This window comes from Leuconostoc fallax KCTC 3537 (genome assembly GCF_000165675.1).
Lineage (GTDB): Bacteria > Bacillota > Bacilli > Lactobacillales > Lactobacillaceae > Leuconostoc_B > Leuconostoc_B fallax.
The window spans coordinates 68909-87078 of sequence record NZ_AEIZ01000002.1 but is presented as its reverse complement, the minus strand read 5'-3'; the positions used below and the strand labels follow the sequence as shown (position 1 = coordinate 87078).

Genomic DNA, 18170 nt, shown 5'->3' with positions numbered 1-18170 from the left:
CTAACTTTTTATTTTGAAAAAATGTGATATTTTAGTTTGCTTTTATACGTGCAAACGATAGAATAAAACTATTAATATCATAAGAGGTAATGATTATGCTAAAAAAGATGGCCATACCCATACAAAATGGTCGCATCATGGCTCGAATCAATCACTAGAAGAATATATAGAACGTGCAATTGCTTTAGGATTTGATGAGTATACAGTGAGTGAACATGCGCCGTTGCCTCTTGATTTTTTAAAAAATTCGATTGGTCCTATAGATGATAGTGCGATGCATTGGGAAGAGCTTAATGACTATCAGGCTGAAGTGACCCGCTTGAAGAAAAAATATGCAGCAAAAATCAATATCAAGCAAGGCTTTGAAATTGATTATATTGCTGATTATGAACCACAAATTCGAGCATTTTTACGTGATAATAGTGATTGGATTGATGAAATTGTGCTGTCCGTTCATTTTATGAAAAATCGTGCTGGTCAATTATATGGTATTGATTATTCACCAGAGTTATTAGCCGAAGGTTTTAAGCTAGAGTTAGCAAATCCACAAGAACTTTTCCAACGTTATTATGCAACGTTAGCCCAAAGTGTAGAATTTATTACAGGGTTACCCCAAAATATTAATATTAGAATTGGCCATATGACACTGATTAGAAAGTATCAAAAGTATTTTGATTTACCGGATTTTGATCATAAAATTTATAGCACTATTCGTGATATTTTGGAAATGTTGCATAATCGCCATTATCAACTTGATTTTAATGCGGCTGGTATCAGCAAACCATACAATGGGGAGCCATACCCTAGCTTGGATATCGCAAAAGCTGCACATGAGATGGGCATTACGCTGGTTTATGGATCTGATGCACATCAAGTTCAAGACGTTGGTCAGCATTTTGATATCATCCAACAAGCCATGCAATCTTTTGACAAGATAGTTCATGATGAACAGGCTTGATTGATAAATAGTATTGTGAAATCACGTGAGTAACGTATAATGGAAGTAATTTATTAACTAAAAATAAGGATACTAATTATGGCCGCAGTAAAAGTTATTTCAATTGATATTGATGGCACATTGCTTAATGATGACCGTCAAATTACGACTGATGTTAAACAAGCCATTCAAACAGCGCTAGCACAAGGTATTAAAATTGTGATTACAACTGGAAGACCCTTACCTGGTGTTCGAGATATTTTAGATGAACTTGGCATTTATGGTTCGGACCAGTATGTGATTACTTATAATGGCGGTATGGTTCAAACAGCAGATGGGCGAAAAACATTATTTAGCCTGCCGTTAGATGTCAAAGAATTTCATAAAATTAATCAATTTATGCGTGAACAATCAACATATGTTCAAGTTGAAACACGAGATGCTGCGTATACAACACATCATACAATTCATCGCTGGGCAAGTTTTGAAAATAGTTTAGTTAATTTACCACTATATGTACTTGACCAAGATGCACAGCTAAATGAAATCGACTTCATTAAGGCTATTGCCAATGCTGAGAGTGATGAATTGGATGCCGTTCAAGCAGCCATTCCAGCAGAAATCGCAAATCATGTTAATGTTATTCGTTCAACTGCCAATAATTTGGAATTTATTGATGCCAAAGCCTCTAAGGGTAATGCTTTAGCAGCGTTAGTCGAGGTGTTAGGCATTGATATTTCCGAAACAATGGCCATCGGCGATCAGGAAAATGATTATTCTATGATTGAACGAGCTGGTATTGGTGTTGCAATGGGCAACGCAATTGATAAAATTAAGGCAGTGGCTAATTGTCAAACAGATACGAATAATCGCTCAGGTGTCGCGCGAGTAATTGAACAGTATGCATTGGAGGTGCAACTATGAACGTTACAGTAGAAGGTAAAATCGTTGAATTAGAAGGAACACCAGTAGCAGTTGGCGAAACACTACCACATTTTAAGTTAGAAGATGACAGTGGTAATAAAGTTAAAACCGCTGATTTAATTGGTCAATTAACGTTGATTTCTGTTGTACCAGATTTAAATACGGGGACTTGTACATTACAAACACGTCACTTTAATAAAACCGTTGACCAGTACCCAAATATTCAATTTTTGACGATATCAACCAATACACCAGCCGAACAAAAAGATTGGTGTGCGGCTGAAGGTATTAACAACTTGAAGATGCTATCTGACGAACAAGAGTCATTTGGCTATGCCATGAATCTGTATGTACCTGCACTAGGCTTTGATACGCGTGCTCTTTATATTGTTGATGCATCAGGCACTGTACAATATGCACAAATCGTACCAGAGGTTGCAGATGAACCGGATTATGACGATGCACTAAAAGTGTTGAATCAACTAATGTCTTAAAATTAACCACGATCATGATTGAGATTCGATTAAGCTATAGGCTTAGTCGGATTTTTTTGCTAAAATAGAAGTAGTGTGATTTAGAATATATCGTAAAAAATTATTTGGAGCCAGACATGACAGAACCTAAATTGAAACTGTTTTCATTGAGTTCAAACGAACCACTTGCGCAAAAAATTGCGAACGTTGTTGGTGTTCCGCTAAGTAAAATTTCAGTTAAGCGATTTAGCGATGGTGAAGTACAAATTAACATTGAAGAGAGTATTCGAGGAGACAATGTCTTCGTGATACAATCAACCTCAGCGCCGGTTAATGATAATTTGATGGAATTGTTAATTATGATTGATGCACTTCGTCGTGCGAGTGCCAATCAAATTAATGTTGTCTTGCCTTATTATGGGTATGCGCGTCAAGATCGTAAAGCACGATCACGCGAACCCATTACGGCAAAACTTGTTGCAAACATGTTAGAACGTGCGGGTGCAACACGTGTTTTGGCTTTGGATTTACATGCTGCTCAAATTCAAGGATTCTTTGATATCCCAATGGATCATCTTCAGGGTGCTCCATTATTAGCAGATTATTTAATTGAATCAGGTATTGCGGACAAAGAAAACGCCGTGGTTGTATCACCTGATCATGGTGGCATGACGCGTGCCCGTAATTTGAATAACTTACTCGAATTAGAAGCACCAGTGGCTGTGATCGATAAGCGTCGCCCTAAGCCAAATGTGGCTGAAATTGGTAGTATTGTTGGTGATGTTGATGGTAAAATCGCCATCATGGTTGATGATATGATTGACACTGCCGGTACAATTACACAAGGTGCCGAACTCGTCATGAAGCATGGCGCCAAGGAAGTTTATGTTGTGGCTTCACACGCTGTTTTGTCTGGACCAGCCGTTGAGCGTCTACAAAACTCACCATTTACTAAGGTCATTTTAACGGATTCAATCCAATTACCAAAGGATAAATATTTCGATAAGTTGGAGATTGTAACAGTTGCTGAGTTAATTGGTGAAGCAATTCGTCGTGTCAGCAATAATGAGGCGATTAGTTCATTATTCGTGACGCGTTTTCACAGACTTGATAACTAAGCTAATATCCTGTTTTAAAGCAGCCAAGGGCTGCTTTTTAGTATACAAAGATGATCAATTATGACATAGTCTTTAAAAATGATATACTAAATTAGTAATACTATAATGCATAAGCGTTTTTAAAAAGGAGTACGGCCATGAGTAAAATTTTGGTTGTCGATGATGAAAAACCGATTTCAGATATAATTAAATTTAACCTTACTAAGGAAGGCTATGATGTCATTACTGCTGCAGACGGTAAAGAGGCATTGAGCTTATATAGCGATGAATCACCTGATTTGGTATTATTGGATCAAATGTTACCAGAAGTTGATGGTATTGAGGTCCTCAGACAAATTAGATCAAATGATGATACCCCAGTTATTATGGTGACCGCTAAGGATAGTGAGATTGATAAGGTACTTGGTTTAGAGATGGGTGCTGATGATTATGTCACAAAACCTTTTTCAAATCGGGAATTAGTTGCACGTGTTAAAGCAAACTTACGTCGCCAAAAGGTAACCGTGCAAAATACAGATGCAGTGGTAGATAGCACTGAGGATATTGAGTTAGGGGACTTAACGATTCATCCGCAAGCTTATATGGTTTCAAAAAACGGTGTGGACATTGAATTGACGCATCGAGAATTTGAATTATTGTACTATTTAGCACAACATATTGGCCAAGTCATGACACGTGAACATTTATTACAACAAGTATGGGGTTATGACTATTTCGGTGATGTCCGTACAGTTGATGTGACCGTGCGTCGTTTGCGTGAGAAAATTGAAGATAATCCTAGCCATCCAAATTGGTTAGCTACTCGTCGAGGTGTTGGTTATTATCTACGACCAACTGAAGAGTAAGTTGTCTTTAATAAACGATGTGTGATAATATATGACAAACGTTTAACAAATAACGATTCTTTTAAAAATCAGTAGGAGACATGCAATAGTGAAAAATGTAACTAAATTTTTTCAATCTATTCGTTTTCGCATTGCGCTTGTATTTGTGCTACTGATGATTGTGGCGCTCGAACTTTTGGGTGCCTTTTTTGTACGCCAAATGGAACGGCAGAATTTACAAACATTCCAGCAACAGATCAAGTTACAAAAATACGTGACGGATCAGTTGAATGGGGCATTGCAAAAATCGAATACCAATGATGCGAATCATAGAATTCAAGATATTCTATCTGGATTAAATAATACTGACATTGAAGAAATTCAAGTCATTGATAATACAGGCGTTATTAGAGGTACAATATCTGTCTCAGGTCAACAAACAATTGGCCAAAAAACAACAGATATTAATGCACAAAAAGCGTTATCTGATGACCAGTCCTATCTAAAGTCACAAATGGTCAATGAAAGTGGTGTGCGTAAGCAAATCTTAACCATGCCTTTAACTGTCAATTCTGGCCGAACGAACGATGCTATTGGTGTTGTGGTGATCAAAGCTAGTTTGGCAAAAGTCTATCGTAATATTAACAATGTGATGCGTCTTTTTGTGATTGCCGGTGCTTTAGCGCTATTTGTTAGTATTACCTTAGCGCTATTTTTGGCACGAACTTTAACACGTCCCATTGAAAAAATTAATGAGCAAACAACACGTATTGCTCAAGGTGACTATTCAATGGTGAACCATATTTATGGCGTTGATGAGTTGAGTCAGTTGGCCATATCTGTGAATGAGTTATCAACAAGAGTGGAAGAATCCACGGAAGCCGTTAACTCGGAACGTAATCGGCTTGATTCTGTTTTGACACATATGGCAGATGGTGTTTTGGCAGCAAATCGTCGTGGAGAAATCACAATTATTAACCAAGCTGCAGCTAATTTTGTGGGTAAAACTCCGGAGGAAGCATTGGGTTCCAATGTTATTGATCTATTACATTTACAAGGTAAGCGTAAATTACGAGACATGCTGGAGAATTTAGACGATTTTCTCATTGATTTATCGGATGATAGTCATGACTTGTTGGTGCAAGCTTATGTTTCATTGATTAAACGACAATCTGGTTTTATTTCTGGTCTAGTGGTTGTTTTGCATGATATTACTGAGCAACAACGTATCGACTCGGAAAGAAGAATGTTTGTCTCTAACGTATCACATGAACTACGGACACCATTAACATCAGTGCGTTCATATGTCGATGCTTTAGCTGATGGCGCGATTGACGACCCTGAAATGTCACATAACTTTTTGGGTGTGGTTCAAGATGAAACACAGCGCATGATCCGGATGATTAACGACTTACTAGAGCTTTCTCGTTTGGATCAAGGCACTATGGAAGTGAAGTTAGAGATTGTTAACCTGAATAGTTTATTCAATTTTGTATTGGATCGCTTTGATATGATTTTGGAAAATGATGCCAAAAAAGATAACGGCAATAAACAGTATAAAATTCAACGTGAATTTACAAAACAAGATGTTTGGGTGGAAGTTGATCCAGATAAATTTACCCAAGTTTTAGACAACATTATGAATAATGCGGTTAAATACTCTCCTGATGGTGGCACGATTACAGCAAGACTGATCAAAACCAAGACGCGTGCTATTTTAAGTATTAGCGATGAGGGATTAGGTATTCCACGTAAGGATTTGGACAATATCTTTAATCGTTTCTTCCGAGTTGATAAATCACGGTCACGTGCGCAAGGTGGTACGGGACTAGGATTGGCTATTTCCAAGGAAGTTGTGGAAAAGTTTAAAGGTCGTATTTGGGTAGATTCTGTGGAAAACAGGGGCTCAACTTTCTATATTTCGCTTGCCTATGTTGAGGATGACTTAATCGAGGGGGAAGATTGGGATGCATAATCAAAATGCAAGACTACAAGCTTGGGTTTTAGGTGTCACTTTATCGGTACTTTTACTTGGCAGTTTTGCATTAACGGGTATGATTTTTATGAATTCTGAAAAGAAGGAAAATACTACGCCCGATGCGCCAATTACCCAAACATTAGATATTTTTAGACCAACGCAATATATTTATAGTGATGAACATGCCAAACAGTATCTCATTCAACATCCGCAAACACGGCAATTACGCAGTATTTATCATTTACTGAATAAACTTGAATTTTCGGATGTGGGAACCAAAAAAGCGAGTAATCAAGAAATGTTGACACTGTTAAAGCAGTCCAACACACAAATTTTCCGTTATTCTGATGTGATACCAATGCAATACTTTAATTCTTACTATAATCAAGATATTTCAGCTAAGAAAAATTTTAGTTTTGATTATTTTGTTTTGTCATTAGGCAGTTCTGGTTCTGGATACTTTATTAATACACGAACTCACAGTATTACGACTGTCAAAGTGAGTCATGTGAATGCCGTCCAAACACGAGAGCAGTTGGTTAAATCAACAGAAAAAACGCGGGTAACTTTTGGCAATATTAATCAAAAAATTAGCGTCTTTTATCAAGATAAAATTCATTTGCCGACTTATTCTTATTTGATTAATCGACGTGATCCATCTATTTATGTTTCCGCGCTTCTGGGTACTTTAAACCAAATTGACATTACAACAAAGAATCAGCAACGCACATACGTGAACAAAATCACTGGTCAAAGCTTGGTCTACGATGGCAATGCCAACACTGTACGTTATCGGGATTCAGACAAAACGCGTAATACTGTGACTAAATATAATGAACGTATGGCGATTGCTTTCGCACAGTTGAATTTACTAAAAATTAATTTTTCTGATACACGATTCTACGAGAATTTTGATGATGGGAAAAAGTTGACTTTCCGTACGATTGTAGAAGGCATTCCTGTTTATTATCAGTCCCCGAGTGGTGCAATTACGATTTCCTTCGATAATAAGGGACGTGTCACAAGTACGTATTCATTAAATGAACTCGGTATTCCGGTACCTAATGATGGTGCGGATGTCACATTGGCAGATACTGCAACAGTGCTTAAAGAGCTTGAAGATGCTAAAATTAGCGCCAATGATTATCAGTCTATTACGCCTGGTTATCAGTGGGTATCCAATAATAATTCGAATGCTGCGGTTGACATGAAGCCGACTTGGATGATCGAAACCCATAATCAATGGATGAGTCTAGAACAATTTTTAAAAGAACATGCTAAGTCATAGCCCACAAGTCAGGAGGAACAATGCAATTTAAACGAATTCAAGTTTTGATGATTATATTGTTTATTGCGGTTGATTTGTTCCTGTTTAACTGGTGGCGTAGCGGGCGACAAAGTGATACGCAAGTGACCAACGCATCAAGCAACGTGATCCAAGAAATGCGTCGTCAGAAAATTGACTTACCACAATTTAGTAACAAAAGAGAATATGCGAACTACATTGCAGCTAAGCCAGATTACCAATTTGATGAAACGTATCAATTGTTGCCGACCTATTCTAGTAAAATTAGACAAAATACATTGGAAGTGCAATTTAGTCAGCGCCACAATATACAATTACCTACACAGAAAGTGGCAAAAAAATTGCCAATGCACAAGGCTATCAACATAATGCCTTATTGACACAATTGGCTGATGACCAATCTTATTACTCACAAACTATGGCTGGCTTACCAGTGTTAAGTGTTGGCGGACAGCTGATTTTCTCGTATAATAGGAAACAAGAACTGACTCGTTTTACACAAACTAAAGTCACGCATATTAAACGGCTACGTGATGAACGTGTGACGATTACCGAAAAAGATGCTTTAATCGATTTGTATCAGTTTAATGAACTCAATAGTGGGGATGTTGTTGGCCGTGGTCTTTTGGGCTATGATACGCAATTAACAGTTAATGGTTATGACATTTATTTGCCGGTTTGGATATTTGTTGTGACACATTCTAATGGTAAGCAGCAGTTAGTTAAAATCAATGCTTTTACTGGTGAAAATCTAACAAGCTAGGTTAATTTAAAGTTATTTTAATCCCATATGTTATCCTGTATGTAATTATTGTGAGAAATGAGGGTTGATATGAAAAAGGAAGCGTTAACAAAAATTATTGGAACGGGCATCATAGCTGGTGTCATTGGCGGTGTGTTAACTTTAGGTGGCCAGTACGGCTATAATCAATTGCAAGCCAATCAAAGTAATCAAGCAACGGTAACGTCATCTAAAGAAACAAAGAAGATTTCAACAAGTAAAAATAACGCCACCACAGCATACAATAAAATTGCCAATGCTGTTGTATCTGTTTTGAATTATCAACGTTCGGGCACAAGTAGTACAGGACAGCTATCTACCGCATCAGAAGGTTCTGGCGTCATTTATAAGCAGGCGAATGGTCAAGCTTATATTGCAACGAATAACCATGTTATTGATGGTGCTAGTAAGATTCAGGTCCTATTACATAACGGTAAAAAGCTAGACGCAACCCTCGTTGGTCATGATGCAATGACTGATTTAGCCGTTTTAAAAATTGATGCAGCGAATATTAGTACAGTAGCGAGTTTTGCTGATTCGGATAAATTAAATGTGGGACAGACCGTTCTTGCAATTGGTTCACCGTTAGGTTCGGAGTATGCATCATCAGTGACACAAGGGATTGTGTCCGCAACGAAACGATTAGTTGAAGAGCAGTCTGAGAATGGTCAGAGTTATGGCGGTTCTACTGTTATTCAAACTGATGCAGCGATTAATCCTGGAAATTCGGGCGGTCCATTAATCAACTTGGCCGGTCAGGTTGTCGGGATTAATTCGATGAAATTATCATCGTCATCTTCTGGAACAAATGTTGAGGGGATGGGATTTGCTATTCCGTCTAATCAAGTCGTTGACATTATTAATAAGTTAGTTAAGGATGGTAGTGTTATTCGACCTGCCATCGGTATTGGCCTTGTTAATCTATCTGAAGTACCTGCTGATGTACAGAAGAATACATTGAAGATACCTGATACTGTAACGGGTGGCGTAGTGATTATGAGTGTAACAGCGAATGGTCCTGCGCAAAAAGCTGGATTACAGAAATACGACGTTATTACCGGTATTGATGGTCAGTCAATTAGTGGTCAAGGTGAGTTACGTGAAGAACTTTATAAGCATAAGTTAGGTGATACGATTAAGGTGACTTATTATCATGGTTCGGACAAGAAGACTGTTAATGTTAAGTTAACGCAAAAATTAGCAAGTTAAAATAAAAGGGCTGTGAACTCAGCCTTTTTTATTTTGCTTAAGAAACATCAAAATTGTGGATAAATACAATAAAATGTTGAAAAGTTATAATAACTTTTAATATTTTTTGGAAAACTTTTGATAAAATGTTGAAAAGTACCTTTATTTATTAAGAAATATTAAAATCGAACAAATTTACGGCTAAAATCAGGGGATGTTAAGCAAAGAGGTATTTTATTTTGTTAATAAAATTATTTGTTCGTAAAAAACCAAATAGTAAGTGATTTTAAATCTAATATTTGGAAAAATGATGTCAAAAACTGAACGAAAAATAGAAACAATTCAGTGATTATAAACCCGAACATGTGTGCTTATCCACAGATGTTCATAAGTATGTGGATAACTGTGGATAAATCATAATAGATTCAACATATTTTGATAAAATCAATAAATAAAACAGTTGAAAAAGTTTTCCACATTTTTTGATAAATAACGGATTATCTGTTGATAACATATAAGACGAACAGATTAAATGCTGATATAATAAGGATTGTTCGTTATCTAAAATTAATTTGTTCGTGTGGATAACTTGTTAAAAACAAGATGCACTACATCGAAACGAGTAGTTAGCGAGAACTGATAAATATTTAAAATATATGAGGGTTTAAAATGAATATTAAGTTAATTACTGTGGGTAAGTTAAAAGAAAAGTATTTGAAAGATGGTATCGCTGAATACGCAAAGCGTCTATCACGTTTTGCACATGTTGAAATCATTGAATTAGCCGATGAAAAAACACCAGAAAAAGCTAGTGCTGCACAAAACCAACAAATTATGCTAAAAGAAGGTGATCGTATTCAAAGTAAAATTGGTGATCGTGACTATGTCATTGCATTAGCAATTGAAGGAAAGCAAGTGCCGTCGGAACAGTTTGCGGACAAGATGGCCAACATTACGTTAGATGGCTTTTCGACAATTACGTTTATCATTGGTGGTTCATTAGGTTTAACGCCAGAAATTAAACAACGCGCTAATTTTAAGATGAGTTTTGGTTTATTAACTTTGCCACATCAATTAATGCGGTTAGTTTTAATTGAACAGATTTATCGCGCCTTTATGATCCAACAAGGTAGTCCGTATCATAAATAAAAAACACGATCCAACGTAAGTTGGGTCGTGTTTTTATGTCATTATTTAGTTACGTTTATTCCAATTAAGTAGTGAATAGCCACCAACTAACATCATGAAGAAAATGATTGTCGCAATGACTGAGATACGGGTTTCTGGGTTGAAGGCGAGGATCACAAGTACACTAGCGAAGAAAGCAATGGTTAGGTAATTGCTGTATGGTGCAAACGGCATTTTAAACGCATGCTCTTTACGGTTAGGTGTTCGACGGTATTTCAAGTGAGCCACAAGTAATAGAATCCAGACGAAGATAAAGCTCATAGTTGCCACACCGGTAATCAAAGTGAAAATCTGTGAGGGATAGAAATAATTTAATAGGACGATAGCTAGAAAGATAGCTGAAGAGACGATTAAACCATTCACCGGTACTTGATGACGTGAAATTTTCCCGAAGAAAGCTGGCGCTTGCTTGTTTTTGGCAAGGACGTACAAGGTACGACTTGTTGAGAAAATAGCCGAGTTGGCAGCTGACAAAGCAGACGTCAAGACAACAAAGTTAACAATTGTAGCAGCAAAGCTAATACCCATACCAGAGAAAACCTGAACGAACGGAGATTGTGCAGCGTTAATATTATTCCAAGGATAAATTGACATGATAACAATCATTGATCCAACATAGAACAAACCGATTCGCATTGGCACTGAGTTAATAGCTTTAGGCAAGTCTTTTTCAGGATTTTCAGTTTCTCCGGCAGTTAACCCAACCATTTCGATACCAGTAAACGCAAAAATGACCATTGGAAAGGCAAATAGGAAACCGTGCCATCCTGTTGCAAAGAAGCCACCGTGGTTCACTAAATTAGTTAAAGAAGCGGTGTTATCACCAGTGTGAAAGCCAGTTGTGATCATACCGGCACCAACAATAATTAAGGCCAAAATGGCAATGATTTTAATTGATGCAAAACCGGATTCTAATTCACCAAACCAGCGCACATTCATTAGATTCATAGCAACCAGTAAAAGGATGACAATGAGTGGTGTAACCCATTGTGGTAACCAAGGGAACCAGTAACGCAAGTAAATTCCTGTGGCAGTTAAATCAGCCATGGCCAAACTTGCCCATGATAACCAGTAAGCCCAACCGATGGCGAATTCCCATTTTTCACCGAGATAGACACGGATAAAATCAATGAATGAACGCATTTTAGTGTTAGAAAGTAATAATTCACCAACTGCACGCATCATCAGATAGGCAAAACCACCGGTAATCATATACGCTAAAATTAATGATGGACCTGCTGATTTAATAGCTGATCCAGATCCAAGGAACAATCCTGTTCCAATAGCACCACCAATGGCAATCATTTGAATGTGGCGCGACTTCAAACTTCGCGATAGTTCGCGAGAATTCTCGTTGTTCATATTAAACCCCTTTTGCATGGGCATATAAAAATCCCCATGCCAAATGTAATTTGACATAGGGACGTCAATTAACGCGGTTCCACCCTATTTCTTGACTCAAGGGTCAAGCAACTTCATATCATGACTTAATTACAATTCTCCAAGAGTTGCCATAACAAGTTAAAAAGTACTTATTTTCACCAATAACATAAGCTCTCTACAACATTTTTAATTTGCTTTTCTCTCTTCATCAAAGTGAACTTAAGATTAGCAATAACTATACTAGGTTAGATCATGGACGTCAAGACATTTTGATAAATTACATTATGTTGTCACAATATTTAAATTCGCATAACATTTACCATTTTTTGTGTACAACGTTGAATATTTAATGTTTAATTAAAATACGGGTTTTACATGGCCCAAAAGTTTGAAAATTTATTTTTTCATATCCATAATGGGAGAGATTAATGAGACAGCAAGAGTCAATCACACGGAAGAAGTTATACAAAGCCGGTAAAAGTTGGGTTGTAGCCGCAACAATGTTCGCCGCAATGGGGACGGCAAGTGTTACAACAGTTGCGCACGCTGACGTACAACAAGATACCGCAGTCGTTGCCACGAATTCTAAGGTGGGAGACGATACCACGAAGTCTGCAGCAGATACAAATACTGTAGACACTAAAGCCGTGGTTGAAACAGCCAAGACGACAACAGCAACTGATAAGGCCACAGATACAAACGCCACTACTGATAAAAAGGTAGAAGATGCTGTTAAGCCAGCAAGTACAGATGTTGCAGACAAGACAGCAACTGATAAGGCCACAGATACAAACGCTACTACTGATAAAAAGGTAGAAGAAGCAGTTAAGCCAGCAAGTACAGACGTTGCAGGCAAGACAGCAACTGATAAGGCCGCAGATACAAAGACATCAACTGATACGTCTAAAAATACTACTAAAAAAGTAGCAGATAAAAAGGCTGTAACAGCTGAAAAGCAAGAAGTTGTTACTGGTGGACATTATGAGGCTAAGGGTGACGGTTTTGTTTATATCTCAAAAGATGGTAAACAATTAACTGGCTTACAAAATATTGATGGTAATGTACAGTATTTCGGTACCGATGGTTTACAAGTCAAGGGACAGTTTGTTGAAGCCAATGGCAAGACCATTTATCTCGATCCTAACAGTGGTAATGCAGTAGCTAATACTCAAAAAGTTAATGGACAACTACAAGGTTATGATGCACAAGGTAATCAAGTAAAAAAGTCCTTTAGTAATGATGCATCCGGTAATACTTACTACTTTGATGATAGTGGTAAAATGCTAACTGGTTTACAATCAATTAATGGTAAAAGCTATTATTTGGATGAGCAAGGGCATCTTAAAAAGAATTATGCCGGTATTTTCAATAAGCAATTTATGTATTTTGATGCTGAGACGGGTGTTGGTAAAACAACAATTGAGTATCAGTTTGAACAAGGATTAACATCACAAAATAACGAAAACACACCACATAACGCTGCAAAGTCTTATGATGCTAAGAGTTTTGAAAATGTTGATGGCTTCTTAACAGCAGATACTTGGTATCGGCCTACAGATATTTTGAAAGATGGCCAAACATGGACCGCATCATCTGATTCTGATTTGCGTCCATTATTGATGACTTGGTGGCCGGATAAAGAGACACAGGTTTCTTACCTTAACTATATGCAAAATGTTGGTCTAAACGACCAACCTAAAGTTTATACTGTCGACGATTCACAAAACACATTGAACGAAGCAGCTATAGGTGTTCAAGCTAATATTGAACGAAAGATTACGCTAACGAATAATACGGCATGGTTGCGATCAGAGATGGAGAAATTTGTTAATAGTCGTCCTGCTTGGAATATTGACAGTGAAAATCCAGATACGAGTACAACGTCGTTAACAAAAGGATTCGTTAAATATTTGAATAATGATGCGACACCAGATCAAAACTCTAAGTACCGTTTATTCCATCGTGTGTTAGCTAATTTGGATGGTAGCAACCCTAGCGCCGGAGGTTTTGAATTACTGCTTGCAAATGATGTAGATAATTCAAACCCTGTTGTGCAAGCTGAACAGCTAAACTGGCTATATTACTTGATGAATTTCGGATCGATTACTGCTAATGATAAGGATGCTAATTTTGATAGTATTCGTATTGATGCTGTTGGAAATGTGGATGCCGATCTACTTAAGATAGCTGGTGATTACTTTAAGCAAGCATATCAGATTGACCAAAGTGATAAGAACGCTAATCAACATATTTCAATTCTGGAAAATTGGGATTTTGATTCAGTAGATAAAAACGCTCAATTGGGTAATAATCAACTAACGATGGATGCTAATCAGCAATTTTCATTAGTGGATAGTTTGACTAATTCTGCAAATAATCGAAAGTCCATGTTAGATTATTTGAATCATGGGTCATTAGTTAGTCGTAAGAATACTGCAGATAATGGCACTATAACACCTAACTATAGTTTTATTCGAGCACATGATAGTAAGGTTCAAGAAAATCTTGCTAGCATTATTTCAATGATGTATCCTGGGACAAATGGTTTCATGGCAACTCAGGAACAAGTTGACGCCGCTTTTAAGAAATATAATGAAGACGAGTTTGGGTCCAACAAAGTTTACACACTTTCCAACTTGCCAAGTGCCTATTCATTGCTATTAACAAATAAAGATACTATTCCTCGTGTGTATTATGGTGATCTATATACTGATAACGGTAAGTATATGGCTGAAAAAACACCATACTTTGAAGCTATTGATGCTTTGATGAAAGCCAGAATTAAGTATGTAGCAGGTGGACAGTCACAACATTCTGGTGATGAGTTTGTGAATGGACATGATGACATTTTGACAAGCGTTCGATATGGTAAAGGTATCGATGATGCTAATACAGTCGTTGACAAAAATGCCGAAGGTGTTCACGAAGGTATCGGCGTTGTTATCAGTAATAACCCTAATTTGAACTTAGCCAATAATGAAAAAGTTATTTTGAATATGGGTAAGTCTCATGCCAATCAAGATTATAGAGCGTTACTTTTGACGACAAAAGACGGACTAAAAGTATATAATACTGACACTGGTGCACCGGTATTACGTACAAATAGTGATGGTCAGCTAATACTTGGTAATGACTTGATTTATGGTGTTGAAAATGTTCAAGTTTCTGGTTATCTCGGCGCATGGGTTCCTGTTGGTGCTGCCTCAGATCAAGATGCTCGTACGCAAAGTACGGATACTGTTACTAATGATGGTTCTAGTTTCCACTCAAATGATAGTTTGGACTCGCAACTGATTTATGAAGGCTTTTCTAATTTCCAAGAGAAACCAACAGATAGTACACCTGCAGATGAATATACTAATGCAATTATTGCAAAACCAGAAAGTTTGGAATTATTTAAGAGCTGGGGAGTTACGAGTTTCCAGTTAGCACCGCAATATCGTTCTAGTCAAGATGGTACTTTTATTGATTCAACGATTGATAATGGTTATGCATTTACTGATCGATATGATTTAGGTTTTGATACACCAACTAAATATGGTAATGTTCAACAATTGCGTGATGCCATTAAAGCGTTGCATTCTATTAATACAATCAATAATACCGGCATTCAAGTTATGGCTGATTGGGTTCCTGATCAACTGTATAATTTCCCTGATTATGAAGTTGTTGCGGTTAATAAAAGTACAGTTAATGGGGATGCGGTTAATGATTCTGAACTGAACGATGTCTTGTATGCTGCTAAGACTAAGGGTGGTGGCAAATATCAAGCACAATATGGTGGAGAATATCTATCACTTCTTCAAAGTTTGTATCCAACACTGTTTAGTGAAATCCAAGCAACAACTGGGGAACCAATTGATCCATCTGTCAAAATAAAGGAATGGTCAGCTAAGTATCTTAATGGTAGTAGCCTACAAGGTCGCGGTGCACATTATGTTTTGAAAGATTGGGCTTCAAATCAATACTTTAACATTGCTAAAACAGATGAAGTTTTCTTACCATTACAATTAATGAATAAGGAATCTAATACAGGCTTTACGAGTGATGCGACAGGTGTTAAGTATTATTCTACTAGCGGTTATCAAGCTAAAGATACATTTATTGAAGATGGTAACGGTAATTGGTATTATTTTGATGACAAGGGATACATGGCACGTTCTCAAGATGGAAAGAGCCCATTGACAGTTATCAGTACTAATACTGATACAAAGAATGGTACTTACTACTTCATGCCAAACGGTGTTGAGTTGAGAGATGGATTTGGTCAAGATGATAGTGGGAATACTTATTACTTTGATAAATTAGGTAAAATGGTAACAAACCAGTATATCTTTGATAAGGCAAATAACACTTATCATGTCAACTCGGATGGTACGATGTCACGTGGCTTGGTTTGGATTGATAATAATTTACAATACTTTGCTGCTAACGGTGTTCAGTTAAAGGGTGTATATGCCAAAGACACTGATAATAAGTTATATTATTTCGATGCGAATACCGGAAATAATGATTCTGATTTTGCTAATAAAAGTTGGCAAAGTAATTGGACAACAAATGACTATATTGCCATTGAGCGTGATGCTGTTAATACAATAGGTGTTCGTACGGATTACACAGCATATATTTCAAGTGCTATACGTCAAGATGGTATTTATAAAGATGCGCCTTTGGGTACTAGTGTGAAGGACCAGAATAACCAAACTGTGTCGGCATCATTAGTAGGCAATACGTCAGAGTATAACCACCAGAAAGTACAAGTCAGCCGCCAGTACACAGATAGTCAGGGTGTTGTTTGGAATTTGATCAACTTTGAGAATAAGACTTGGTGGGTTGATAGTAATGCACTCGTAACGGTTAACTTTACATCACAAAAGCCAACTAAGCATTTTGTTCAATTCGGTATGCGTCAAGGTAAGTATGATGGCTTCTATCTTAGTGCACCATATAAGCAAACTGAGTCAAAGTGGGTTGCTTCTACACGAACACACCAAGGACAGTTATTGGAAGTTGTTGGTCAATATACAACAGGGTCAGGTAGTCGTAAGGTAACTTGGTACTTGGTTGGCCTTGATGGTAAGCAAGTTTGGGTAGACAGTCGAGCTGTCGGTACTAATTTCAGTCATAAGACAAATATTAATTTGTTGATTAATAGTGCCACACGCAATGATGGTATGTACTTGAATGCACCGTATGGTCAGAAGGGTTATAAGCGAGAAACATCAAGTCGCTTCTATAATGAAAAGCTCGTAACAGTTAGTCAACAATATTACGATAATAAGGGTGTTATTTGGAACCTTATTACTTTGAATGGTAAACAGCTTTGGGTAGATAGTCGTGCATTTGCGTCAACTATTGAGAAAAGCATTAATCAAAAAATGTTTATTGATAGTAGTCAACGTAACGATGGTATGTATTTGAATGCACCATATCGTGCACAAGGTGCCAAGCGTTCAGCTTCGACTAAGACATATAACGGTCAGTTGGTTCAAGTTACAAAGCAGCGTAAAGATAGTCATGGCGTAACCTGGTATTTGGCGACTGTGAACAATCAAACACTTTGGGTAGATAGCCGAGCATTTGCAACAGTTATTGATAAGAAAGTTAACCAAAACTTGTATATCAATAGTCGTAATGATGGTATGTACTTGAATGCACCATATCGTGCACAAGGTGCTAAACGATATGCTTCAACGAAGACATATACAGGGCAACGTGTGCAAGTGACATTACAACGTAAAGATACTCACGGTGTAACTTGGTATCTCACTAAGGTAGATGGTAAGCAGTTGTGGGTAGACAGCCATGCATTTGCACCAACCTTCACACGTAATGTGTCGCTCAATGTTAAAGTGAACAGTTCAAAACGTAATGATGGGATTTACTTAAACGCACCATATGGCAATAAAAAAGCCAAGCGTATTGCATCAACAAAGGCATACAATGGTAAGCGTGTAAAAGCTAGTAAAGAATATAAAGATGCTAAGGGAGTAACTTGGTATTTGGTAAACCTTAATAATAAACAAGTGTGGATTGACAAGCGTGCATTTTAATTAATGTGCGGTACATT

The 18170-nt window shown here is 37.3% G+C and carries 13 protein-coding genes; 12 read left to right on the top strand and 1 reads right to left on the bottom strand.

The genetic code is table 11. The annotated features are described in order from the left end of the window. The first annotated feature begins 79 nt into the window (after positions 1-79). The 11 genes from hisJ to rlmH all read left to right on the top strand — a co-directional run bounded on the left by hisJ (position 80) and on the right by rlmH (position 10678). Positions 80-958: a histidinol-phosphatase HisJ gene (hisJ, locus tag LEUFL_RS0100590; protein WP_033192875.1), complete on the top strand. Its 879-nt coding sequence runs from the start codon at positions 80-82 to the stop codon at positions 956-958. Positions 959-1036: 78 nt separating this feature from the next. Beyond that, a complete protein-coding gene (locus LEUFL_RS0100585) occupies positions 1037-1861 on the top strand; it encodes a Cof-type HAD-IIB family hydrolase (RefSeq protein WP_010006791.1) in 825 nt (274 codons plus the stop codon). After that, entirely contained in the window at positions 1858-2355 is a 498-nt protein-coding gene (tpx, locus tag LEUFL_RS0100580) for a thiol peroxidase (RefSeq protein WP_010006788.1), read from the top strand. Before LEUFL_RS0100585 ends, tpx begins: the two co-directional genes overlap by 4 nt. 116 nt (positions 2356-2471) lie before the next feature. Further along, positions 2472-3452 carry a ribose-phosphate diphosphokinase gene (locus tag LEUFL_RS0100575; protein WP_010006786.1) on the top strand — a complete coding sequence of 327 codons (981 nt, stop codon included), beginning with the start codon at positions 2472-2474 and terminating at the stop codon, positions 3450-3452. Between the two features lie 137 nt (positions 3453-3589). Continuing rightward, complete coding sequence (yycF, locus tag LEUFL_RS0100570) at positions 3590-4297, top strand: response regulator YycF (protein WP_010006785.1); 708 nt, start codon at positions 3590-3592, stop codon at positions 4295-4297. Positions 4298-4385: 88 nt separating this feature from the next. After that, positions 4386-6251, top strand: a complete 1866-nt coding sequence (gene walK, locus LEUFL_RS0100565; RefSeq protein ID WP_010006784.1) for a cell wall metabolism sensor histidine kinase WalK — start codon at positions 4386-4388, stop codon at positions 6249-6251. Next, positions 6244-7542 (top strand): two-component system activity regulator YycH, encoded by a 1299-nt coding sequence (locus tag LEUFL_RS0100560; RefSeq protein ID WP_010006783.1) that lies wholly within the window; start codon positions 6244-6246, stop codon positions 7540-7542. The genes walK and LEUFL_RS0100560 overlap by 8 nt, the downstream gene beginning before the upstream one ends. Positions 7543-7562: 20 nt before the next feature. Then, positions 7563-7940 (top strand): two-component system regulatory protein YycI, encoded by a 378-nt coding sequence (locus tag LEUFL_RS08865; RefSeq protein WP_033192874.1) that lies wholly within the window; start codon positions 7563-7565, stop codon positions 7938-7940. Further along, on the top strand, positions 7937-8323 hold the full coding sequence (gene yycI, locus LEUFL_RS08860; RefSeq protein ID WP_050792552.1) for a two-component system regulatory protein YycI: 387 nt from the start codon (positions 7937-7939) through the stop codon (positions 8321-8323). Before LEUFL_RS08865 ends, yycI begins: the two co-directional genes overlap by 4 nt. A gap of 69 nt (positions 8324-8392) precedes the next feature. Further along, positions 8393-9550 carry a S1C family serine protease gene (locus tag LEUFL_RS0100550; RefSeq protein ID WP_010006780.1) on the top strand — a complete coding sequence of 386 codons (1158 nt, stop codon included), beginning with the start codon at positions 8393-8395 and terminating at the stop codon, positions 9548-9550. 648 nt (positions 9551-10198) lie between these two features. After that, a complete protein-coding gene (gene rlmH, locus LEUFL_RS0100545; RefSeq protein WP_010006779.1) occupies positions 10199-10678 on the top strand; it encodes a 23S rRNA (pseudouridine(1915)-N(3))-methyltransferase RlmH in 480 nt (159 codons plus the stop codon). A 45-nt stretch (positions 10679-10723) separates the two neighbouring features. Here the strand turns inward: rlmH and LEUFL_RS0100540 are convergent, their stop codons facing one another. Beyond that, on the bottom strand, positions 10724-12079 hold the full coding sequence (locus tag LEUFL_RS0100540; protein WP_029508572.1) for an amino acid permease: 1356 nt from the start codon (positions 12077-12079) through the stop codon (positions 10724-10726). A gap of 449 nt (positions 12080-12528) precedes the next feature. Between LEUFL_RS0100540 and LEUFL_RS08855 the strand changes: the two genes are divergently transcribed. Then, a complete protein-coding gene (locus tag LEUFL_RS08855; protein ID WP_010006777.1) occupies positions 12529-18153 on the top strand; it encodes a glycoside hydrolase family 70 protein in 5625 nt (1874 codons plus the stop codon). Positions 18154-18170 lie beyond the last annotated feature (17 nt).

What these genes read in the sequence shown, in the direction of transcription:
- LEUFL_RS0100585 (WP_010006791.1), top strand. Translation starts at nt 1,037, where the DNA reads ATGGCCGCAGTAAAAGTTATTTCAATTGATATTGATGGCACATTGCTT.
- tpx (WP_010006788.1), top strand. Translation starts at nt 1,858, where the DNA reads ATGAACGTTACAGTAGAAGGTAAAATCGTTGAATTAGAAGGAACACCA.
- LEUFL_RS0100575 (WP_010006786.1), top strand. Translation starts at nt 2,472, where the DNA reads ATGACAGAACCTAAATTGAAACTGTTTTCATTGAGTTCAAACGAACCA.
- yycF (WP_010006785.1), top strand. Translation starts at nt 3,590, where the DNA reads ATGAGTAAAATTTTGGTTGTCGATGATGAAAAACCGATTTCAGATATA.
- LEUFL_RS0100560 (WP_010006783.1), top strand. Translation starts at nt 6,244, where the DNA reads ATGCATAATCAAAATGCAAGACTACAAGCTTGGGTTTTAGGTGTCACT.
- LEUFL_RS08865 (WP_033192874.1), top strand. Translation starts at nt 7,563, where the DNA reads ATGCAATTTAAACGAATTCAAGTTTTGATGATTATATTGTTTATTGCG.
- LEUFL_RS0100550 (WP_010006780.1), top strand. Translation starts at nt 8,393, where the DNA reads ATGAAAAAGGAAGCGTTAACAAAAATTATTGGAACGGGCATCATAGCT.
- rlmH (WP_010006779.1), top strand. Translation starts at nt 10,199, where the DNA reads ATGAATATTAAGTTAATTACTGTGGGTAAGTTAAAAGAAAAGTATTTG.
- LEUFL_RS0100540 (WP_029508572.1), bottom strand. Translation starts at nt 12,079, where the DNA reads ATGAACAACGAGAATTCTCGCGAACTATCGCGAAGTTTGAAGTCGCGC.
- LEUFL_RS08855 (WP_010006777.1), top strand. Translation starts at nt 12,529, where the DNA reads ATGAGACAGCAAGAGTCAATCACACGGAAGAAGTTATACAAAGCCGGT.